Raw genomic sequence first — 20,597 nt, forward strand, 5'->3', positions numbered from 1 at the left:
ACTACGCTGGCCAGCGTGAGAAAACTGGTGCCGTTGGTGGTGGACGCACTGCTGGTGATCTTGTTCTGCGCGATCGGGCGGCGCAGCCATGACGAGGCGGTACTCACCGGACTGCTGAAGACGGTGTGGCCGTTCGCCATCGGACTCGCGATCGGCTGGGTGGTCGCGGTCGCCGTGGCAGGCCGGGTAAAGGGGGACGTCGACGGAATCGCTCTGTGGCCCACCGGGGTTCTGGTCTGGCTCGCCACACTGTGCGGCGGCATGCTGCTGCGCGTGATCAGCGGTCAGGGCACGGCATTCAGTTTCATCATCGTCGCGGCGTGTGTGCTCGCGCTGTTCCTGCTCGGCTGGCGCACCGCCTTCCGAGCCATCAACTGATCACGGTTCCGGGTGGGCCAGCGATTGGAACAGCCTGGCCGCCATCCGCGCGGTCGCATCGCCGCTGTCGGCGTCGTTGATGTGGATCGCCAGTGCCAGATCCCCCGCGTTCGCGATGAGCCATGCGTCATTGCCCGCGGTGGCCATGAATCCGATGACATCGCGGTAGGGCCGCAGCGGCGCGAACTCCGGTCGGCCCGCGCCGTCGCGCAGCATCGCGCGCAGCCGATCGGTGAGCTCCGGTGACATCTCGGGGACCTGTGCATCCGTGGCGCTCGGGTGCCCGGCCTCGATCATCGGCGGCGGCACCTGCCCGCGTGCGATGGCGGCCGCGGCGATCGCCATACCGAATGGGCTGGCCAGCACCGCATCCGTACCACCGCCCTGGCGCACCTGCTCGGCACTGCGGCCCGCGATCGCGACCCGGCCGGTCACCTCGTCCAGTCCCGGCACCTTGTAATCGACGCCGACGCCGAGATTCGGCGCGGATTCGGCCGCATCCTGCACCGAGACATCCTGCGGCGCCTTGTTCTTCAGCACTGCGGCGACATTGCGGAACAGATCGATATTGGTGCCGACCGGATAGAGCCCGGTGAACGCGACCGAACCGTGCTCACTGGCCTGCGTATTCTGCGCCACCGCCACGACCGCGCCGCTGGACGGCTGGATCGCCACGATCGATGCGGGCGTCCCAACGCTCACCACCGCATCCTCGGCGGCACGCTGCAGGCGCTGATCCATGGTGGCCGCGATATCCGGACCGGGCGGGCCCTGGTAACCGGCGATCTGGCCGACGAAACGTCCGTCCTGTTCGAAAATCTGCACACCCCAACCGGAGTGCAGATCCTGGCTGTCCTGCCACACTTTGCGCAGCGCGTCCAGCATCGGCGACCAGGTCCGGCGGTCGGCGGAGATCAGCCGCGGCTGCTTCTCCGTGACCACGCCGGGCACCCGGGCCAGCGCGGATTCCAGGATCGCGAAATCGGGTTCGCGCAGATTCACCGCGATGATGGGCTTGCCCTGTGAGGTCGACAGCTGCTGCATCAGCGACGCTCCGGTGATCAGCGGTGCGACCGGTGCGATGGCCTTGGCCAGCGCGTCGGTCGAGGCCACCGGGTCGGTCGTCTTGGCGGGATCGAGTTTGACCACATTGATGACCTGCTCGGTCATCAGCGCGTCGCCGACGATGTCCTTGACCCGCGGCGGCGGGGTGGGCATGGTGCGCACGAGCCGGACCGTGCGGTTGTGGTCCAGCTGCGGCATGACGACGGCGGGATCCCAGGAGATGCGCCAGCCGATCGCCAACTTCCGCACGTTGCCCTGCAGGCTGTATCGCCAGGTTTTGTTCTCGCCGAAGTTCCAGGCGACGTCCATGCTGAACAGGCCCGCCTCGCGGTCCAGGTCGATGAATTGGGTTTTCTGGTAGTCGACCTTGCCCGGCTGCAATCCGGCGAACATCTGCTTCAGTGTTGCGGATGCGGCCGTGGGATAAGAGGTGAGCTCCGCGGCCTTTGCATAGTTCTGCTCGTCGAGCAGTGCGGTGAAGCGATCGACGACGTACTCGGCTTCATTGCGCTTCGCCTCGGAACCACATGCCCCGATCGCGATAGCCAGCGCCACCACCCCCGAGAGTGCGATTGCGCCCCGGACGCGATAGCGGCGGGATCCCCACACATCCATGTCGCCCACTCTTTACTCTTGTCACTTCAGTAACAAGACCACCGTACCTGAAATTAGCTGCCCGCCGTGCCGCGGCAACCGGACGTTACCCATGCTCAGTATCTCCGATTGTTCCCGAAGCCCGTGCTTCGGCTGGTCGATCATGGACGCGCCCCGGTTCCGTTGCGACACCCGGCGCCGCAACCGTACCGGCCGGAACACGAACTTGTCAGAAAACGGCCCACGTCGGCGTTTCGGCCGCCCGCGTTGGCGTTTCGATCGCGCGGGGCCTTGTTGACCAGCACACACCTTATCTGGCGTACCCGCACGACCGGTGGGCGAAACCGTTCGCACAGAGCGGAACCACGCGCGCGCATTGCGACGTAATCTTGTAATCAATGAAATACAGGCACCAAAGTAAGTAGGTGAATCCCAATGAGGCACGAGCATCGGGGACGGGGCTTCGGACGACCGGGCGGCTGGCAGCAGGCCGATCTACCGGATCCCGCGGACGCCCCGGACTGGTTCGCCGGAAGGTTGCCGAGCGACTGGTTCGCCGGGCCGCCCGTCATCGAAATCGATCGAGACGAGATCGTGGTTATCGGTGAGCTCCCGGCCCCGGTATCGGAAAAGGCAGACACTCCCGCCGAGGAGGTCCCGGCCGCGACGAAGGAGGGCGCCGTCGCCCGCTTCCGCGAGACCACCCGCCCGGCCCGCATGCAGATCGCGAACGAGGCCCAGCGCCGCTACGGACGCAGCGTCGCGTGGGGCGTCTCGGTGGACGGCGAACGAATCATGTTCACGCACTTGGCGGTTCCGGTGATGACGCGACTGCGGCAGCCGGAGCGCAAGGTGCTCGACACGCTCGTCGATTCCGGTGTGGCGCGCTCGCGCGCGGACGCGCTGGCGTGGACGGTGAAATTGGCGGGCAAGCATGCCGAGGCCTGGCTCGAGGAGTTGCGCACCGCCATGCGGAAAGTGGACGACCTGCGGTCGGAAGGTCCGCAGGGACTCTGAACAGGGCGGGCTAGTGTTTAAACCATGTCGACACCTGGCCCGATTCTGGTTCTCAACGGCCCGAACCTCAATATGCTCGGCACCCGCCAGCCGGAGGTCTACGGGTCGGCCACGCTCGATGATGTCGTCCATTTGTGCCGACAGACCGCCGCCCGGTACGGCCGCGAGATCGATGCGTTCCAGTCGAATTCCGAAGGAGCGCTGATCGATCGGATCCACCGGGCGCGCGGCGTCGAGTCCGGGATTGTCATCAATCCCGGTGGGCTCACGCATACTTCGGTCGCGCTGCGTGATGCGCTGGTGATACCGGAACTCCCGATCGTCGAGGTGCACATCAGCAATGTGCATGCGCGCGAGGAGTTCCGGCATCACTCCTACATCTCCCCCATCGCCACCGCGGTGGTGGCCGGGATGGGGATTCAGGGTTATGCCGCGGCCATCGAATTCCTGATCCACCGCTAGCGACTGCTTGCAGGTCACTCGAAAGGGTCAGCTGACCGGATCGGCTCGCCGCACTAGGCGAGTCGGAAGACCGGGAAGCCTGGGGCGATCTCGGCCAGCTCCGCATCGGTGGCGTCCTTGGTGACACCCTCGAAGAATTTGCCGACCTCCCAGCCCCACTTCTGCAGGTAGAGGCGCAGCAGCGGCACTTTGTCCTCGTCGGCCACTTCGGTCGCGGTGAACACTTCGACCTTGCGACCCAGCCGCAGTTCACCATCGCCCGCGACGCGCAGGTTCCGCACCCACTGGGTGTGACCGCGCGGCGCGACCAGGTACCGCGTGCCATCGGTATCGGTCATCAGATTGACCATGGTGGTGCGCCATTCGCCACTCTTGCGGCCACGCACAGCCAACAGCCGCGACCCCATAACGCTGATGCCGAGGCGAGGCAGCCAGTTGGCAATCTTGTTCATGATCGGGTCCATGCCGCTCGGGGCGAGGTAGCGGGTGCCGGCGTTCATTTTCTACTCCTTTGTGAGCACTGCTCTCTGTTGAGATCAGTGTTCCACACCGATTCACGCCAAGTCAAGAGCACTGCTCTCTTTTCTTTGGGCGATCACCCAGCACCCGCTCACCGAACCTGACCTCGCGATCGGGGAACACGAAAGCCGGGTTCAGCGGCAGCAGTTGGGGTCCAGGACCAGACATAGCGCCGCGAGGGCGTCGCGCAGCGCGCGGTGGTAGGTGTTCATGCCACGGCGTTCGGTCTCGACCAGGCCCGCTTTTCTCAGCTGGCCGAGATGGTGGCTGGTGGTGGATTCGGCCAGTCCGATCGCCTTGGCGAGGTCGCCGGTGTTCTCCGCACCGGCGGGGCTGGTGAGCAGCAGGGACAGCAGTTTGACGCGGACGGGTTCGGCGATGGCTTTGAGCCGCAGCGCGATTTCCAACGCGGCGGTGTCGTCGATCGGTGCGGCGGCGACGGGGGCGCAGCAGACCGGGGCGGACATGTCGATCACGGGCAGTGCCTTGGGCATGCGATCAACTCTACCCACCTTGTTGACATATGTCGAAAAGGTGGCAGACTCGACCTTGTCAGCTTTTCGATATATGTCTCACAACTGGAGGTATGGCCATGTCCCGTATCCAACTCGCCCTCAATGTCGACGACCTCGACCAGGCGGTGACGTTCTACTCGACCTTGTTCCGGACCGAGCCCGCCAAGCGCAAGCCGGGTTACGCCAATTTCGCCGTCGCGGAGCCGCCGCTGAAGTTGGTGCTGATCGAGAATCCCGGCCATGGCGGCAGCCTCGATCACCTCGGTGTCGAGGTGGAATCCAGCGACAAGGTGCATGGTGAGATCGCTCGCCTGTCGCAGGCGGGCATGTTCACCGAGGAGCAGATCGCGACCACGTGTTGCTTCGCCACACAGGACAAGGTGTGGGTGACCGCACCGGATGCCGAGCGCTGGGAGGTCTACACCGTGCTGGCCGACAGTGAAATCTTCGGCGTCGCACCGCAACTGGCGACCGGCGAGACGGCCAGCGACGAACAGGCGATCTCGGTGTGCTGCGGCACTGCCGAGGAAGCCGCCGCCGAGGGGGCGTGCTGCGCCAGTGACGCCAAGAAGGAGGCCGTCGCCTCCGGCGCATCCTGTTGCGGCTGACCCGTCGTTCATCCGCGGGATTCGACGTCTCCCAGCCCACCATCTCCCACCACCTGAAGGTGCTGCGAGCGGCGGGGCTGTTGTCGAGCGAACGGCGCCGGTCGTGGGTGTACTACCGCGTTGAACCCGCCGCCCTGCACCAACTTTCGCAGTTCCTCGACATTGCGCTGCCCGAGGCGATCGCTCGATGAGTGCGCTGTCGCGGCGGCTGCTGGCCGAGTTCGTCGGGACCGCGCTGCTGGTCTGCGCGGTCGTCGGTTCCGGCATCGCCGCCCAGCAGCTCTCACCGCGAGACAGCGGCTTGCAGTTGCTGGAGAACTCGACCGCGACCGTTTTCGCGCTCGGTGTTCTGATCCTGATGCTCGGCCCGGTATCCGGCGCGCACTTCAATCCCGTTGTCTCGGTGGCGGATTGGTTGGCCGGACGCCGCCGTGGTCGCCACCCACCACCGCGTCACCACCGGGCACTTGGTCGCAGAGGTGGTGGCCACGGCCGGGCTGATCGCGGTAATCTTCGCCCTCGCCCGCACCGGCCGCGCCGCGATGTCGGCCGCCGCAGTGGCCGCCTACATCGGTGCGGCCTATTGGTTCACCAGTTCCACTTCATTCGCCAACCCAGCTGTCACGGTCGGCCGCATCTTCTCCGATACCTTCGCCGATATCGCCCCCACCTCGGTGCCCGCGTTCATCGCCGCCCAAATCGTCGGCGCCGGTATCGGATCGGCCCTCATCGGGCTGCTCTATCCCGACCCGGCGCCAGCCGAGCACATCGTCGCACCGCACCCCGTGACCGGTCCTGCCTGAAAGCACACTCCGCCGATGACACCCAAACCCAGTGTGCTGTTCGTCTGCGTCCACAACGCCGGACGCTCCCAGATGGCCGCGGCACTCCTCACGCACCTCGCCGGTGACCTGGTCGAAGTCCGCGGCGACGCGTGCCCCTACTTCCCCGGCAAGCAGTACCTGGACTGGGAACTCGACGACCCCGCAGGCCAAGGCATCGACGCCGTGCGCCCCATCCGCGACGACATCGAAACCCGCGTCCGCGGCCTACTCGACGAACTCGGCATCCCCGCCCGGTCATAGACACGCTGCCGGTTGCGGCGGGGACTCCCCTGGGGGCGCGAATCGAGGCGTCCCGAAGCGCACCACGTGCGCCCTTCGGAACCACCGCACAGAATGTGGAGATGACATCCACGCCCCGGGTGGTGCTCGCCCCGGACAAATTCAAGGGCTCGCTGACCGCCCCCGAGGTCGCGGCCGCCCTGGCCGCGGGCATCACCCGCGCCGTGCCGGAGGCCGAGTTCCAGCAGGTGCCGGTCGCGGACGGCGGTGACGGGACCGTCGACGCATTCGTGGCCGCGGGCTGGGAGCGGATCGAGGTCGATGCGCCCGGACCAACCGGCGCACCCGGCACCGCCGCCTATGCGGTACACGGAACCACGGCCGTGATCGAATTGGCCGCAGCCGTCGGACTGACGAAACTGCCAGGGGGACACCCCGATCCGCTCGGAGCCGACACCTACGGACTCGGTGTCGTCATCGCTCATGCGCTGGATCGAGGGGTAACCGATATCGTCCTCGGCTTGGGCGGCAGCGCCTCTACCGATGGCGGGGCGGGCATGCTGCAGGCCCTCGGTGCTCAGATCCTGGATGCCGATGGCGCTGAATTACCCACAGGCGGGGCGGCTTTGGCGCATGCCGTGCGATTGGATCGCACCGGATTGCATCCACGGATCGCGACGGCGAGCTTCACCCTGGCCTGTGATGTGGACAACCCACTACTCGGCCCAACCGGTGCGGTCGCCGTCTATGCGCCACAAAAGGGTGCGACACCGTCGGATCTGTCGATTCTCGAAGCGGCACTGACGAATTGGGCCACGGTGGTCGCACCGGAATTCGCGGAGGTTGCAGGCGCGGGTGCGGCGGGCGGCACCGGATTCGGCGCACTCGCGGTGCTCGGCGCGCAGGTCCGCAGCGGCATCGAGGTCGTACTCGAACTCCTCGATTTCCCAACACTTCTCGATGGAGCCACCCTGGTCGTCACGGGCGAGGGGGCCCTCGATACCCAGAGCCTGCACGGCAAGGCCCCCATCGGTGTCTGCGAGGCGGCACGCAAGGCGGGCGTCCCGGTGGTTGCCGCCGTCGGCCGAACGCAATTGACGCGCAATGAGATCCGGGCGGCAGGCTTCACCGCCTGCTACGCCCTGACGGATCTGGAACCGGACCCCGCCCGTTCGATCGCCGATGCGGCACGGCTCCTCGCTCGCGTGGGCGAGCGAATAGGCGTCGACAATCTGTGAATGCCTAGCCCGCCGCGGCGAGCAGATTGCCGAGCAGTTCGTCGCGGTGCTTATCACCCCAGGCTTCGAGCGGGCGCAGGGCGACTTCGAGTTCTTCGCCCAGCGGCGTGAGCGAGTATTCGACGCGCGGCGGGACTTCGGGGAAGACCTCGCGATGCACCACACCGCTGGCCTCCAGGTGACGCAGATTCTCCGCGAGCACCTTCTCGCTGACGCCGGTGAGCAGCTTGCGTATCCGACCGAAGCGCTGTGGACCCGCGGCGAGCACCCACATCAGGTGCAGCTTCCATTTGCCGCCGACGACATCGATCGCCACCGACATGCCGCACACATCGTGATCCGCGTCACTGTTCATGCCCACCGCACTCCTTCTGACCTGAATTCGAACCTCGAGGTAAGCAACCACACCCGGACGTTCGGTCTTCCCGACGCTACCTGCGACAACGACCATGGAACTCGGCCGTAGCGACTGCTTGCAGGTCGCTCGAAAAGGTCAGTCGACACCAATCGAACGAGAACCGAAGGGACACAATATGTCCGAGCAGACCACCGCTGGCTCCGTCTCCGTAGTCGGCCTCGGTCCCATGGGCCAGGCCATGGTCCGGGCCTTCCTGGACGCCGGGATCGAGGTGACGGTCTGGAATCGCAGCACCGAAAAGGTCGACGCCACGGTCGAACTCGGTGCGAAGCGGGCCGCCACGGTCGCCGAAGCGTTGGACGCCAATGCGGTGACCGTGCTCAGCCTCACCCACTACGCCGCCATGTACGACGTATTGGGCCAGGCCACCGACCATTTGCCGGGCAAGGTGATCGCCAACCTTTCCTCGGATTCACCGGAGAAGGCGCGCGAGGGTGCCGAGTGGGTGCGTTCGCATGGAGCGGAATTCATTTCCGGCGGTGTCATGTCGGCGGGCGACAACATCACTCATCCGTCATCGTTCATCTTCTACAGCGGCCCGAAAGAGGTCTTCGACGCGCACGCCGAACTGCTGCGTCCGCTGAGCCCGCAGGAATACCTCGGCGCGGACGACGGTCTCGCGCAGGTCTTCTACCAGGCCGGTTTGATAATTTTCCATCCCTGGATGCTCGCGTTCGATCAGGCACTCGCGGTGATCGAGAAGTCCGGTCACAGCATCGACCAGTTCGTGCCCTTCGCGCTGCGCGCGACCGGCGCGTACCCGTATTTCATCGAGGATTTCGCGACCGCCGCGAAGGCGGGTGGCTGGGGCACCTTGGCGAGTCTGAAGATGATGGATGCCGGGGCGCAGCACATCATCGATGCCAGCGAGGAGGTCGGCGTCGACGCGACGCTGTCACATGCGGCGCAGGGCCTGTGGCGGCGCGCGATCGCGGCCAGTGCGGAGGCGGGGCAGCCGGTTCCGGTGTACCAACTGTTCGCGGGGCGGCGGTAGGTCTCAGTTCCCGGCGGCACGCGCCGAATCGACGGAGCCGAGGCGCGGGAACGGGGTGGTCGAGAAGATCACCTCCACCGCGACCTCGAAATAGGCCGCGATACGCAATGCCAGGTGCAGGCTCGGACTGTATTCGCCGCGTTCGAGGTAACCGATCGTCTGATAGTGCACGCCGAGCGCTTCGGCAAGCTCCCGCCGGGAGATGCCGCGCTCGGCCCGCAACATGGCGATGCGGTTGTAGATGGCCTCAGTAGGCACGCTGAATCGCCTTCTCGCGGCGCGCCGCCACGTTCGACCCGGACTCGCGACGTGCCATCCTACGCAGCACGATCGGCGCGAGGAGCAGCCCGGCCACCGCCCAGACACCCAGCACGGCAATGGTTTCCAGATGCCGCCAGGAATGGCCGAGCTCGATGGCGACCGCATCGCCCGGCAGCATCGCCGAACGCATGCCGAGCCCGACCCAGTAGACGGGGAACACCTGCGCGACGCCCTGCAGCCAGCCGGGCATCGACGTGATCGGGTAGAAGACGCCGGAGATCGCGACGATGCCCATGATCGGCAGCGAGACGAAGCCGATATTGCGCGGGTTGCTGAACAGCGATCCGAGCACCGCACCGATCGGCATGGTCGCGAGCATGCCGATTGCGACCACGCCGATCAGGCCCAGCCAGGAACCGATGCTGCCCATTGCCGTGCCGTCGACCAGGAACAGCCCCGGAATCAGCACGATCAGAAACGGGATGACCACCCAGCCCGCGGTCGTGACGATCTTGCCGATCAGGTAGCCGATCATGCCGTTCGGAGTTGCCTTGGCGCGCAACAGCGTTCCGTCTTCGCGTTCCAGGGTCAGCATCTGGGCAATGCCGAACATGCCGTTGAAGGCGACGAGCATGCCGAGGATGCTCGGCAGTGCAAGTGAACCGAGTGCGAAGCCGCTCGCCTCGAAGGTCGCGTTGCGCATGAAGAACAGCACGATGACCATGGCGACCGGCCAGAAGAGCATGCCCCACAGGTCCTGCACATTGGTGAGCGATTGCCGTATTTCGATCAGTCCGCGCCGGGTTCCGGCCCGCACGGCGGCATCGATCGGATTCATCGCGCGACCTCCTCCAGGGAATGAACGTCAGTTTCGAGCCGGCCGGATTCGTACTGCCGCACCAGCGCCATATACGTGTCCTCCAGCGAGGCGCGGCGCACCTCGAGCTCGCCGATCTCGTCGCCGTGCTGCTTGAACAGCTCGTAGACGAATTCGGTCGACTCCGCGGTGGTGTGCACGAACCGTTGTCCATCGTGGGTCCAACGGATTTCGGCCTCGCCCGCGATACGACGCGATAGTTCGTCGGCCGAGCCGTCGGCGATGATCCGGCCACCGGCCAGGATCATGATGCGGTCGGCGAGCTTCTCGGCCTCGTCGAGATCGTGAGTGGTGAGCAGGATGGTGGTCCGGTCGTCGGCGAGTTGATGGACCAGATCATGGAATTCGCGGCGGGCCTGCGGGTCGAAGCCCGCGGTCGGTTCGTCGAGAAACAGCAGTTCGGGGCGGCCGACGATGCCGATAGCGACATCCATGCGACGGCGCTGCCCGCCGGACAGCGATCCGATCTTGCTGTTGGCCTGCTCGGTCAATCCGACGGCGGCAATGAGTTCGTCTGTGTCCCAAGGCCTGTGGATCCTATCCGTGCCGTACGGCGCGTAATAGGAGCCCAGATGCGAAAGTAGCTCGCGCACACGCCATTTGGCGTGATCACGCCACGATTGCAGGACAACGCCCAGTCGCGCCCGCCAGGCTTCGCTCCCGTGCGCCGGATCCGTGCCGAGCACCTCGACGCGACCCGCCGAGCGCATGCGGAAGCCCTCCAGAATTTCGATGGTCGTGGTCTTGCCCGCACCGTTCGGGCCGAGGAGCACCAGCACTTCGCCCGGTCGGGCTTGGAAAGTCACGTCGTGCAGGACGTCGGTCGTGCCATACCGCATCCGCAATTTTTCGACGTCGAGCGCGACGCCGTCACCCATGGTCATCTCATCCTCCCGTTGTGAGATCGGGATGGTTCGTAGCGTATCTACTACATTTCACCACGACAATGCTATTTCTTGCCTACGTCGCGGTTGACATGCAGCTAAATGGCTGCCTATCTTGGGGATATGCAGTCGAATGGCTGCATATCGCGAAGAAGGTGGCATGGACGAGGTATTCCGAGCGCTCGCCGATCCGAGCCGCAGAAGGCTGCTCGACAGCCTCAACGCGCGCAATGGCCAAACCCTGCGCGAACTGTGCGCCGAACTGGATATGGCCCGCCAATCGGTGAGCAAGCATCTCGCGGTCCTCGAGTCCGCCAACTTGATCACCACTCGTCGCAGCGGCCGCGAAAAACTGCACTACCTCAATGCCGAACCCATCAACGCCATCGCCGACCGCTGGATCACCCGCTACCACCGCGCCCGCGTCCGCGCGCTGGCCGACCTGAAACAAGCATTGGAGGCAAACCCCATGAGTGACAACGCATTCGTCTATACCACCTACATCAAGACGACGCCGGAGCGACTCTGGCAAGCCCTTACCGACCCGGCCTTCACCAACCGCTACTGGGGTGCGAGCTTCGACACCGATTGGCAGCCCGGCTCGGAAATGGTGTGGCACCAACGGGATTGGACCAGCAAGGATCCGGAACAGGTTGTCCTGGAGTCGGCTCCCTACACCCGGCTCTCCTACACCTGGCACACCTTCGACGCCGCCTTCGCCACCACCTTCGAAATGAACCCGGAAGACGTGGCGGCCTGGGCACGCGAGCCCCGCTCGAAGGTGACGTTCGAAATCGAACCACAGGGCGAAACCGTGAAACTGACTGTCATCCACGATGGTTTCGAGCCCGACAGCGCGGTCCTGGCCGGAATCAGCGGTGGTTGGCCGAGCATCGTGTCGAGTCTGAAGACCTTGCTGGAGACGGGCGAGTCGCTGCCGGAACCGGTGGCGTAGTTCCAGCCGGATCGCTGAACTGCTCGAATACCGCCGGGGACCCAGACGGATCGTCGCCTGAGGCGCGCCTGAATGAGGTCCCTACTGCTGACGCAGGCCTGCGACGAGGAGGTCGACCATGCGGCGGGCGTCGTAGCGGGGGGTTTTGCCTGCGCCGATGCAGAGGTTACCGACGCCGCGCAGGAGTTCGTAGGGGTCCATGTCGGGGCGGATCTCACCTGCCGCTGTGGCGGCGTCGAGGAGATGGGCGCATACCGGGACCAAGCGGTCGAGGAAGTAGGCGTGCAGGGTCTCGAAGGCGGGATCGTCGGACTGTAGCGCCTCGGCGAGGCCGTGCTTGGTGACCAGGAAGTCGACGAAGAGGTCGATCCACCGGCCCAGAGCGGCATGCGGGGTGTCGCTGTTGGCCAGCAGCGTCGGGCCGGCCTCGGCGCATGCCTCGACCTGATGTCGATAGACGGCGACGATGAGATCGGCTCGCGTCGGGAAGTGGCGGTAGATCGTGCCGATGCCGACGCCCGCCTGCGCGGCGATATCGCGTACGGGCACGTCGACGCCGGACTCGACGAAAGCCGCGGCGGCCGCGTCCAGCAGTGTCTTCTTGTTACGCAGTGCGTCGGCCCGTTTTCGCGGGGCTGACGGCCCCGATCCGCTGTCGATATCAACCACCTCCGACACCTCACTTGTCAAACGGAACAATGTTCCGTATGTTGGTTTCGGAACAAGGTTCCGCTTGTTCAGGATGACAGAACAGCCGAGCCGAAACCAATTCACGCCTCTCATGGAGGAACACCTCATGCAGTACCGCACTATGGGCCGCACCGGTGTGCAGGTCAGCACCCTCGCGCTCGGCGCGATGAACTTCGGCCGGATCGGGCGCACCACCCAGGACGAGGCCACCGCTATGGTCGACGCCGCCTTGGCGGCCGGGATCAACCTCATCGACACGGCCGACATGTACAGCGACGGCGAGTCGGAGCAGATGGTCGGCAAGGCCATCGCCGACCGCCGCGACGACATCGTGCTGGCCACGAAGGCGAGCATGCCGATGGGGGCGGAGCGCAACCATCAGGGCGGCTCGCGTCGCTGGCTGGTCACCGAGTTGGACAACAGCCTGCGTCGGCTGGGCGTCGACCACGTCGATCTGTACCAGATTCATCGGTGGGACCCGAACACCAGCGACGAGGAGACGCTGTCGGCCCTGACCGACCTGCAGCGCGCCGGAAAGATTCGCTACTTCGGTTCGTCGACATTTCCCGCGTATCGAATCGTGCAGGCCCAGTGGGCCGCTCGCGAAAACCACCTGCGCCCTTACGTCACCGAACAGCCCGGCTACTCGATCCTGCAGCGCGGCATCGAATCCCACGTGCTGCCGGTGACCGAACAGTACGGACTCGGCGTGCTGGTGTGGAGCCCGCTGGCTTCGGGCTGGCTCTCGGGTGCGATCCGCGCGGGTCGAGACATCACCACCAGCCGCTCGAAATTCATGCCGCAACGCTTCGACACCACCATCCCGGTCAACCGGGCCAAAATGGATGCCGTCGAGCAGCTGGCGAAGGTCGCCGACCAGGCCGGTTTGACAATGATCCAGCTCGCCCTCGGTTTCGTGACGGCACACCCGGGCGTCACCAGCGCCATCATCGGGCCACGCACGATGAACCACTTGCACACGCAGCTCGCCGCCGCGGACACCGTGCTCTCCGACGACGTGCTCGATGCGATCGACGCGATCGTCGCGCCCGGCGTCGACCTCGCCCCGGACGAGAAGCACGACACACCACCCGCCCTGCTCCACGCGGCACTACGACGCCGCTCATCGCCGGTAGGTGGCAGGTAGCCTGCCCAGTTTCGGAATCCTGCCGCGATGCCGATCGACTGAAGGCCCGACATTGCTCTCGGCCCGCTCCCGCCTACTGCAACGGCGCCTGGTCGGCGTGGTCGATGGTTACCTGACCGGTGCGCAGATACGTCATCACGGCGTCGTCGACGGCGGTGTTGCCGCGGCCGAATGCGCCGTGGTCGCCGCCCTCGACCGTGATCAGCGATCCGCCGAGCGCCTGTGCCATAGCCGGGCCGCCCGCGTAGGCGGTCAGCGCATCCCAGCGGCTCTGTAGCAGCAGCGGTCGGGTGTGCAGATCCCTTCCGGTGATCGGCACCGGCTTGGTCACCGGTTTCCAACTGCCGCAGGCGGTTCCGGAGCGGACCAGGTCGGCGCGGGCGTCCATGGCATTACCGCCGGTGGCGATGGTGGCGATGGCCGAACCGATCAGCTCGGAGCGGCCGGGCACATTGTTCTCGTTGCAGGTGATGGCCGAGAAGACGAAGCGTCCGGTGGGATCGGTGCTGGTCGCGCCCTCGATGGCGAGTAGCTGGCGGACGTTCTTCGGATCGATATTGGCATCGGCCATCGCCCTGGCGAAGGTCGGCCAGAAGGTGCGGGTATAGGTGGCGACCGCGGTCGCACCGACCAGCGGCACCTGCGCGGACGCGCCGCCGGTGACCATCAGGCGCACCAGATTCTGCACCTTGCCCGCTTGTTCCACACTGTCGTTGAAACCGTCGCGGGCGATTTCGGCGAGCGGTTCAGGCAGCGCGCCGGGCAGGTCGGCGACGCCCGCGGGTGGCGGGGTCAGGTTGGCGTACCAGCCGCCGCCCTGGTCGGCGACCAGCCGCACCCAGTTCTGGTAGACCTGCAGCGCGGTATCACCGAGCCCGTAGTCGCCGCTGTGGTCGGCGATCCAGGCGAACAGATCGTCGAGCCGCTGTTTACCGGCGACCTGCTGTTGCGCGAATTCCTCGGTCCACACCCAATCGGGATTGACGTTGGAGTCCAACACCATTCGATCCACCCGGCTCGGGAACAACGACGCGTACACCGCGCCGAGATAGGTGCCATATGACGTACCGAGGTAACTGATCCGATCCACCCCGAGCGCTGCGCGCACCTCGTCCAGATCGCGGGCGGTGCTCTCGGTGGTGATTGTGTCGAGGTATCCGGGCAGCGCCGCGTCACAGGCCTTCTTGATATCGTCGCGGTTACCGCCGCCCAGCGAAACTTGTTCGCCCTCAGCCGGTTTCGATGCCGAACTGACGGTCTGGGAATCGCAGCGCAGCGGGGTTGCCCAGCGCAGCCCGCGCGGCTGCACCGCGATCCGGTCGTAATGCTCGTTGAGTTCAGCAGGCATCGAATTGATCCGACGCGCCCAGTAGTCGAGGCCATCCGCGCCCGGTCCGCCCGGATTCGCGGCAATGACGCCGCGACGCTCGCCGGTGGCGGCGATCCGGCTGACGGTGAGTTCGATACGCGCGCCGCCGGGGTCGGCGTAATTCATCGGGACGGAGATCACCGCGCACTGCACGCCGCGCCCCTCGGTGACCGACGAGTCCGGGCAGGCGCCGAAGAACGCCGCGGGTGCGGCCTCGGCCCAACCCGTCACGATCGATCCGCTGATCAGGCTCGCGGCGGCGACAGCGACCAGTGCTCGTGGAAAACCTGGCGTCCTCATCATGTTTCGTACCTCCGCCGGGCCCATCGCCGATTCGGCGCGACCATCAGCATTCTGGTCAGCCTGGCACCGGTAGACAAGTCGAGCCGACGATCGAATGCGATTGGTATTGCGGTGCACAGCCATCCACACCCACCGGAGTAGCGTCGAGCCATGTCGACTGAGGTCCGCAACAACTTCGCGCTGGAACGTTTCGAGATCTACGTCGACGGTGCCATCGCCGGCTACGCCGAATATCAGGACACCGGCGCCGAGCGGGCCTTTGTCCACACCGAGTTCGATCCAAGGCACGCGGGCCGGGCATACGGCCGGGTGCTGGTGCAGGCGGCATTGAACGCCTCACGTCAGGAAGGTTTCGGCATTCTGCCGATGTGTCCGCTGGTGCGGCAATTCGTCCAAACGGAACCGGAGTACATCGCGACGGTTCCGCAGTGGGCACGGGAGAAATTCGGCCTGCCCCTGTAGATCAGTACGCGGCGACGGCTCCGTCGAGCGCCTGCTGCAGATCGGTGCGCACCAGCCGGGCGATTTCCGCGGGTTTGGTCGGCAGTTCGGTGATCGGCACCCCGAAATGGAAGCTGGCCGACTTGGCCTCCTCCTTGGTGACCGGCACGCTTGGATCGGGTCGAGGCCCATAGCTCAAACCCAGGCTGAGGAGCACCGGCTGCACCCCCAACTTCATCGCGCGGAATGCGATGTGGCCGATCCCGCTGCCCACCGGCTGCACCTCGGTGTGGTCGACATCGTTGCAGGTGCCCTCCGGAAAGACCGCGATGCCGTCACCGTTTGCCATCCGCTCCGCGCAGATATCCATCATCCGTTGACCGGCCGCATTCACCGCCCGCAGGCCGTGGTCTTTACCGCGGAATACCGGGATCCCGCCCATCATGTCGATCTTGCGGCGCTGGTCGGGATCGATGAACAGCTCGTCCTTGGCCAGCACGCGAACCCGCCCGATCACCGAACGCAATTCGCTGCGCCACGCCGCGGCGGCGACGGTGTACGGGTCGGATTCGGAGAGGTGGTCGATCGCGACGAGCAACGGCCTGCGCTGGCGAATCACCTGGTGCAGCAGCTTTTGCGCACCTTCGGCATAGGTGACGCGCGGATGGTATCGACGTCCGAGAATGGCGTAGGCCCCCCATGCCTTCAGCCGGTTCTGCCGGTGGTCGCGATAGAAGTCGTACACAGTGTCAGCGTTGTCGAGGCGGACCTCGGGCCGTTCCATGGCCACACCCTAACCGGTCTGTTTTCGGCGTGATCCAGGTGCCGCCGGCCGCCGATCCGGGAATCCGCCGCGCCGCTTGACCGACGAACCGCCCGCGCCAGTGCGATGATGTCGGTGTGGCACGCGGAGATGACCCGGACGATCGGAAAACTCGCGGCGGACACGGTGACCGCAGGCGACGCGATTTCCGGCAGGGCGAGCAGGTGGTTCGCGCAGGCACCCTGCTGGTGTCGGCGACCGAACTGGTCGAGCCGACCTTCCGGCGCACCGTTGTGTACATCATCGAACACAACGAGGCGGGCAGCCTGGGGGTCGTACTCAACCGTCCGAGCGATACCGCGGTGCACGACGTGCTGCCACGCTGGTCCGAGGCGGCAGCCGCGCCGCGCACGCTCTTCATCGGCGGCCCGGTCAAGCGGGACGCGGCACTGTGTCTGGGCACCATCCGGGTCGGCGCATCGATCGCGGGCGTCCGTGGGCTGCGTCGCATCGATGGCCGGGTGGTGCTCGTCGATCTGGACGCCGACCCGGAGGAGATCACGCCGCTGATCGAGGGTCTGCGGATCTTCGCGGGCTATGCGGGCTGGACCTTCGGCCAACTCGAGGGCGAACTGCAGAACGACGACTGGATCGTCCTTTCGGCGCTGCCGTCGGATCCGATCAGCACCGGCCGCCCCGACCTGTGGGCTCACGTGCTGCGCCGCCAGCCACTGCCGCTATCCCTACTCGCCACGCATCCGATTGAACTGGAACGCAACTAGGGACGTGGTCTGCATGAAGGAGGAAGTACCTACATGCAACGAGACAAGTGATCTGGCGAGAACATGGGTAACTCGCCGGGTACGCCCAGAAGCCGATCACCCCAACTACCGCCGGCCCGCGACGAATCCGAGGGACCGCCCGACGATCGGCAAAAGACGCGGAGAGGCGGGGGAGCAGGTGACGAATGCCCGAAGAACAAGCCGAGCTGATGCGGGTTCTGTATCAGGAACATGCTTCGGCGCTGTGGCGGTACACGCTCGGTTTGGTTCGCGATCCAGGTCGGGCCGAGGACATCGTGCAAGAGACGTTGTTGCGGGCGTGGCAGCGCCCCAACGTGCTCGATCAATCGACGACATCGGCGCGGGCGTGGTTGTTCACGGTCGCGCGCAATCTCGCCGTGGATGAGCACCGCAGCGCCCGTAATCGGCGCGAATTCCGCACCGACAAGCCGCCGGAACAGGCCGCACCGGATCAGGCCGACCGGGCCTTGGACGGTTGGCTGGTCGCGGACGCATTGAGCAGACTCAGCGGCGATCATCGCGAAGTGATCGTGCGGGCCTACTATCGAGGCCTTTCCACCCACCAGATCGCCGAGGAACTCGATATCCCGGCGGGCACGGTGAAATCTCGCATGCACTACGGCATGCGGGCGCTACGGCTGGCACTACAGGAGATGGGGGTGACGAATCAATGACGGACATCGCCGACGACTACTCGACGTGGGATGCACCGTACATCCTCGGCTCCCTGTCCCGCACCGAACGGCGGGAGTACGAAGAGCATCTGGACGGCTGCCCGGTCTGCCGGGCGGCGGTTGCCGATCTCGCCGGACTCCCGGGTTTGCTCTCGATGGTCGATCCCGACACCGCGTTGGCCATGATCGAGCCGCCGGAAAAGACTGCGGCCGAGGCGGGTCCGCCCGCACAGCTGCTGCCCCGGCTCGCCGATGCGGCCGAGCGGCGTAGGCGGCGCAGTCGGTGGGCGGCCGTCGGGGCTGCGGTCGCTGCGGCCGCCGCGGCGGTGGCCATCGCGGTTCCGGTGGTCACCTCGGTCACCGCAGTGCAAAGGCCGAGCTCCGAACAGGTTGTGGCCGAACGCAGTATGGAAGCGATCACACCGAATCCGGTGACGGCCAGCTTCAAGGTCGTGCAGGCCGATGGCAAGACCCGGATCGTGATGACCTGCAGCTATGGGCCGAGCGACCAGAAGTACAACTGGGATCTCGACCTGTACGTGATCGGCACCGACGGCAGCCAGGCCAAACTCGACCGGTGGCCCGCCGGACCCGGCACCGAGCTGACGATCGACCGGACCGTCGACAAGACGCCGGATCAGATCCGGGCGGTGCAGATCCGGAAGGCGTCGACGGGCGAGACGCTGCTGTCCGGCATGGTCTGACCCGCTTCGATCCCCCCGCCGAACTCGACGGGGGGATCGAAGGTTTCGGTGATTCAGCGCTGGGTCTGCTTGCCGAAGACCGAGGTCGACCAGAAGTATCCGACCAGCGTGAGGCCGACGCACCAGGCAATGGAGATGATGCCGTTATTGCCGATCTCCGTGCCCATGAGCAGGCCGCGGATGGTTTCGGTGAGCGGGGTGAACGGCTGGTACTCGGCGAACTGACGCAATCCGACCGGCATGGTGTCGGTGCCGACCAAGCCGCTGCCGAGGAACGGCAGCATGATCAGCGGGAAGGGCATATTGCTCGCGCTCTCCGGAGTCTGCGCGACCAGCCCCATGCCGACCGCGAGCCAGGTGAGTGCGAAGACGAGCATGCCGAGCAGTCCGAATGCGGCGATCCACTCGACGACATTCGCCGACGGCCGGAAACCGGCGAGCAACGCGACACCGACCATGGCGGCGATGCCGAGCAGAGCCTGGATCAATGCGCCGACAACATGTCCGGCGAGTATCGCAGACTGCGAAATCGCCATGGTGCGAAAGCGGTTCACGATGCCCTTGGTGGTATCGGTGCACACCGAGACCGCCACACCCGCGGTCATGTACGCCGGGATCATCAACAGCATGCCCGGAGTCAAGTAGTCGATGTAGTTACCGCCGGACGACTTCTCCAGTGCGCCACCGAAAACGAAGTTGAAGGTGAGCAGCAGGATGATCGGCATGAGGATGATGCTGAAGGTCATGCTCGGGTACCGCTTCGCATGAAGCATGCTGCGCCGCAACATCGTTTTCGAGTCGGCGAGTGCGTAGGCCATCGTAGTGCTCATCGCACGGTCTCCTTTTCCGCGGTGGGATGTCCGGTGAGGGTGAGGAATACGTCGTCGAGGGTGGGGGTGTGCACGGAGAGTCCGGCGACCTCGATCTGCGCGTAGTCGAGCCGGTCGAGCACCGCACGCAGCGATTTGACGCCGCCGTCGCTGGGGACCGCGAGGGTGAATTCCTCCTCGGCCGCGTCGTCTAACAGCCGCGCCTCCGGACCCAATGTCGTTGCCGCGGCGGCTAATCCGAGCTGATCAGCGAATTCCAGCCGGATATGTCCGCCGGGTATCCGCCGCTTCAATTCGGCGGCCGTGCCCTCGGCGACGATCCGGCCGTGATCGAGCACCGCGATCCGGTCGGCCAGTTGATCGGCCTCCTCCAGGTACTGGGTGGTCAAGAAGACGGTCACGCTGTAGTCGTCGACCAGCGTGCGGATCATTTCCCAGATCGCCCGCCTACTGCGCGGATCCAGGCCGGTGGTCGGCTCGTCCAGGAAGATGATGCGCGGATCGCCGACCAGCGTCATGGCCAGATCCAGCCGTCGCACCATGCCGCCGGAATAGGTTGCCGCGGTCTTGTCGCCGGCCTCGACCAGGTCGAAACGCTCCAGCAGCTCGGCGGCGAGGCGCTTGCTCTCGCGGCGCGGCAAATGGTGCAGATCGCCCATCAGGACCAGGTTTTCGCGACCGGTCAGCAATTCGTCGACCGCGGAGAACTGGCCGGTGACTCCGATCGCGGTGCGCACGGCATCGGGTTCGGTGACCAGATCGTGGCCGTCGACGCGAATTTCACCCGCATCGGGGCGCAGCAGGGTGGTGAGGATCTGCACGGTGGTGGTCTTGCCCGCGCCGTTCGGGCCGAGGAGGGAGTAGATCGTGCCCGCCTGAACCGTAATGTCGATGCCGTCGAGCACCACGTGCTCGCCGAACGATTTACGCAGGCCCAGCGCCGAAATGGCGGGGGCGCGATGACCGTTGGACATGGTCTTCCTTTCGAGGAATTTTCATATATAAATGCGCATGACAGCATGAT

25 protein-coding genes and 2 pseudogenes are annotated in these 20,597 nt (G+C 65.6%); 15 read left to right on the forward strand and 12 right to left on the reverse strand.

What is annotated here, in order from left to right:
• Window positions 1-15: 15 nt before the first annotated feature.
• On the forward strand, window positions 16-378 hold the full coding sequence (locus ACQPYR_RS42015; protein ID WP_433625538.1) for a DUF3054 domain-containing protein: 363 nt from the start codon (window positions 16-18) through the stop codon (window positions 376-378).
• Here ACQPYR_RS42015 and ACQPYR_RS42020 read toward each other — a convergent pair whose 3' ends face one another.
• Window positions 379-2,058 carry an NTF2-like N-terminal transpeptidase domain-containing protein gene (locus tag ACQPYR_RS42020; RefSeq protein WP_433625540.1) on the reverse strand — a complete coding sequence of 560 codons (1,680 nt, stop codon included), beginning with the start codon at window positions 2,056-2,058 and terminating at the stop codon, window positions 379-381.
• Window positions 2,059-2,472: 414 nt separating this feature from the next.
• Here ACQPYR_RS42020 and ACQPYR_RS42025 point away from each other — a divergent pair, with 414 nt between their 5' ends.
• Window positions 2,473-3,054 (forward strand): hypothetical protein, encoded by a 582-nt coding sequence (locus tag ACQPYR_RS42025; RefSeq protein ID WP_433625543.1) that lies wholly within the window; start codon window positions 2,473-2,475, stop codon window positions 3,052-3,054.
• A gap of 24 nt (window positions 3,055-3,078) precedes the next feature.
• Window positions 3,079-3,516: a type II 3-dehydroquinate dehydratase gene (gene aroQ, locus ACQPYR_RS42030; protein WP_357481954.1), complete on the forward strand. Its 438-nt coding sequence runs from the start codon at window positions 3,079-3,081 to the stop codon at window positions 3,514-3,516.
• A 53-nt stretch (window positions 3,517-3,569) separates the two neighbouring features.
• Here the strand turns inward: aroQ and ACQPYR_RS42035 are convergent, their stop codons facing one another.
• Both ACQPYR_RS42035 and ACQPYR_RS42040 read right to left on the reverse strand, forming a co-directional pair.
• Window positions 3,570-4,016 (reverse strand): nitroreductase family deazaflavin-dependent oxidoreductase, encoded by a 447-nt coding sequence (locus ACQPYR_RS42035; RefSeq protein WP_433625546.1) that lies wholly within the window; start codon window positions 4,014-4,016, stop codon window positions 3,570-3,572.
• 153 nt (window positions 4,017-4,169) lie between these two features.
• Window positions 4,170-4,529 (reverse strand): Rv2640c family ArsR-like transcriptional regulator, encoded by a 360-nt coding sequence (locus ACQPYR_RS42040; RefSeq protein ID WP_433625549.1) that lies wholly within the window; start codon window positions 4,527-4,529, stop codon window positions 4,170-4,172.
• A gap of 98 nt (window positions 4,530-4,627) precedes the next feature.
• Between ACQPYR_RS42040 and ACQPYR_RS42045 the strand changes: the two genes are divergently transcribed.
• The 5 genes and pseudogenes from ACQPYR_RS42045 (at window position 4,628) to ACQPYR_RS42065 (ending at window position 7,460) form a co-directional block, all read left to right on the forward strand.
• Window positions 4,628-5,158, forward strand: coding sequence for an ArsI/CadI family heavy metal resistance metalloenzyme (locus ACQPYR_RS42045; protein WP_433625551.1), 531 nt, complete (start codon window positions 4,628-4,630; stop codon window positions 5,156-5,158).
• An 11-nt stretch (window positions 5,159-5,169) separates the two neighbouring features.
• A pseudogene (locus ACQPYR_RS42050) lies at window positions 5,170-5,349 on the forward strand (ArsR/SmtB family transcription factor); the annotation flags it as partial.
• Window positions 5,346-5,961, forward strand: a pseudogene (locus ACQPYR_RS42055) (aquaporin). The pseudogenes ACQPYR_RS42050 and ACQPYR_RS42055, both read left to right, overlap by 4 nt.
• Window positions 5,962-5,976: 15 nt before the next feature.
• Window positions 5,977-6,243, forward strand: a complete 267-nt coding sequence (locus tag ACQPYR_RS42060; RefSeq protein ID WP_433625553.1) for a hypothetical protein — start codon at window positions 5,977-5,979, stop codon at window positions 6,241-6,243.
• A gap of 101 nt (window positions 6,244-6,344) precedes the next feature.
• A complete protein-coding gene (locus tag ACQPYR_RS42065; RefSeq protein WP_433625556.1) occupies window positions 6,345-7,460 on the forward strand; it encodes a glycerate kinase in 1,116 nt (371 codons plus the stop codon).
• 4 nt (window positions 7,461-7,464) lie between these two features.
• Here ACQPYR_RS42065 and ACQPYR_RS42070 read toward each other — a convergent pair whose 3' ends face one another.
• Window positions 7,465-7,815 (reverse strand): winged helix-turn-helix transcriptional regulator, encoded by a 351-nt coding sequence (locus ACQPYR_RS42070; RefSeq protein WP_364395220.1) that lies wholly within the window; start codon window positions 7,813-7,815, stop codon window positions 7,465-7,467.
• A gap of 178 nt (window positions 7,816-7,993) precedes the next feature.
• Between ACQPYR_RS42070 and ACQPYR_RS42075 the strand changes: the two genes are divergently transcribed.
• Entirely contained in the window at window positions 7,994-8,872 is an 879-nt protein-coding gene (locus ACQPYR_RS42075; RefSeq protein WP_433625559.1) for an NAD(P)-dependent oxidoreductase, read from the forward strand.
• 3 nt (window positions 8,873-8,875) lie between these two features.
• Here ACQPYR_RS42075 and ACQPYR_RS42080 read toward each other — a convergent pair whose 3' ends face one another.
• The 3 genes from ACQPYR_RS42080 to ACQPYR_RS42090 are packed head-to-tail and all read right to left on the reverse strand — an operon-like array spanning window position 8,876 to window position 10,894.
• Window positions 8,876-9,130, reverse strand: coding sequence for a helix-turn-helix transcriptional regulator (locus ACQPYR_RS42080; RefSeq protein WP_433625561.1), 255 nt, complete (start codon window positions 9,128-9,130; stop codon window positions 8,876-8,878).
• Window positions 9,120-9,971, reverse strand: a complete 852-nt coding sequence (locus tag ACQPYR_RS42085; protein WP_433625564.1) for an ABC transporter permease — start codon at window positions 9,969-9,971, stop codon at window positions 9,120-9,122. The genes ACQPYR_RS42080 and ACQPYR_RS42085 overlap by 11 nt, the downstream gene beginning before the upstream one ends.
• Window positions 9,968-10,894, reverse strand: coding sequence for an ABC transporter ATP-binding protein (locus tag ACQPYR_RS42090; protein WP_433625566.1), 927 nt, complete (start codon window positions 10,892-10,894; stop codon window positions 9,968-9,970). The genes ACQPYR_RS42085 and ACQPYR_RS42090 overlap by 4 nt, the downstream gene beginning before the upstream one ends.
• Before the next feature lie 160 nt (window positions 10,895-11,054).
• On the opposite strand from ACQPYR_RS42090, the gene ACQPYR_RS42095 reads away from it, so the two are divergent.
• The gene (locus ACQPYR_RS42095; RefSeq protein WP_433625568.1) at window positions 11,055-11,849 is read left to right on the forward strand and encodes an ArsR/SmtB family transcription factor; all 795 of its coding nucleotides are present in this window, start codon (window positions 11,055-11,057) and stop codon (window positions 11,847-11,849) included.
• Window positions 11,850-11,930: 81 nt separating this feature from the next.
• Here the strand turns inward: ACQPYR_RS42095 and ACQPYR_RS42100 are convergent, their stop codons facing one another.
• Complete coding sequence (locus ACQPYR_RS42100) at window positions 11,931-12,518, reverse strand: TetR/AcrR family transcriptional regulator (protein ID WP_433625571.1); 588 nt, start codon at window positions 12,516-12,518, stop codon at window positions 11,931-11,933.
• A gap of 127 nt (window positions 12,519-12,645) precedes the next feature.
• Here ACQPYR_RS42100 and ACQPYR_RS42105 point away from each other — a divergent pair, with 127 nt between their 5' ends.
• Window positions 12,646-13,686, forward strand: a complete 1,041-nt coding sequence (locus ACQPYR_RS42105; protein WP_433625573.1) for an aldo/keto reductase — start codon at window positions 12,646-12,648, stop codon at window positions 13,684-13,686.
• Between the two features lie 73 nt (window positions 13,687-13,759).
• On the opposite strand, the gene ACQPYR_RS42110 is transcribed toward ACQPYR_RS42105, so the two are convergent.
• Entirely contained in the window at window positions 13,760-15,358 is a 1,599-nt protein-coding gene (locus ACQPYR_RS42110; RefSeq protein ID WP_433625576.1) for an alpha/beta hydrolase, read from the reverse strand.
• Window positions 15,359-15,508: 150 nt separating this feature from the next.
• Between ACQPYR_RS42110 and ACQPYR_RS42115 the strand changes: the two genes are divergently transcribed.
• On the forward strand, window positions 15,509-15,820 hold the full coding sequence (locus ACQPYR_RS42115) for a GNAT family N-acetyltransferase (protein WP_433625579.1): 312 nt from the start codon (window positions 15,509-15,511) through the stop codon (window positions 15,818-15,820).
• Between the two features lies 1 nt (window position 15,821).
• Here ACQPYR_RS42115 and ACQPYR_RS42120 read toward each other — a convergent pair whose 3' ends face one another.
• Entirely contained in the window at window positions 15,822-16,583 is a 762-nt protein-coding gene (locus ACQPYR_RS42120) for a lysophospholipid acyltransferase family protein (RefSeq protein WP_433625582.1), read from the reverse strand.
• Between the two features lie 116 nt (window positions 16,584-16,699).
• Here ACQPYR_RS42120 and ACQPYR_RS42125 point away from each other — a divergent pair, with 116 nt between their 5' ends.
• The 3 genes from ACQPYR_RS42125 (at window position 16,700) to ACQPYR_RS42135 (ending at window position 18,743) form a co-directional block, all read left to right on the forward strand.
• A complete protein-coding gene (locus ACQPYR_RS42125) occupies window positions 16,700-17,344 on the forward strand; it encodes a YqgE/AlgH family protein (RefSeq protein WP_387286764.1) in 645 nt (214 codons plus the stop codon).
• A gap of 185 nt (window positions 17,345-17,529) precedes the next feature.
• A complete protein-coding gene (locus tag ACQPYR_RS42130; protein ID WP_433600151.1) occupies window positions 17,530-18,039 on the forward strand; it encodes a sigma-70 family RNA polymerase sigma factor in 510 nt (169 codons plus the stop codon).
• Complete coding sequence (locus ACQPYR_RS42135) at window positions 18,036-18,743, forward strand: anti-sigma factor family protein (RefSeq protein WP_433625585.1); 708 nt, start codon at window positions 18,036-18,038, stop codon at window positions 18,741-18,743. The genes ACQPYR_RS42130 and ACQPYR_RS42135 overlap by 4 nt, the downstream gene beginning before the upstream one ends.
• 53 nt (window positions 18,744-18,796) lie before the next feature.
• On the opposite strand, the gene ACQPYR_RS42140 is transcribed toward ACQPYR_RS42135, so the two are convergent.
• Together ACQPYR_RS42140 and ACQPYR_RS42145 are read right to left on the reverse strand one after the other, a co-directional pair.
• Entirely contained in the window at window positions 18,797-19,573 is a 777-nt protein-coding gene (locus tag ACQPYR_RS42140; RefSeq protein ID WP_433625588.1) for an ABC transporter permease, read from the reverse strand.
• Window positions 19,570-20,547: an ATP-binding cassette domain-containing protein gene (locus tag ACQPYR_RS42145; protein ID WP_433625591.1), complete on the reverse strand. Its 978-nt coding sequence runs from the start codon at window positions 20,545-20,547 to the stop codon at window positions 19,570-19,572. Before ACQPYR_RS42145 ends, ACQPYR_RS42140 begins: the two co-directional genes overlap by 4 nt.
• Window positions 20,548-20,597 lie beyond the last annotated feature (50 nt).

The sequence above is a fragment of the Nocardia sp. CA-120079 genome (assembly GCF_050955745.1).
Taxonomy (GTDB): domain Bacteria; phylum Actinomycetota; class Actinomycetes; order Mycobacteriales; family Mycobacteriaceae; genus Nocardia.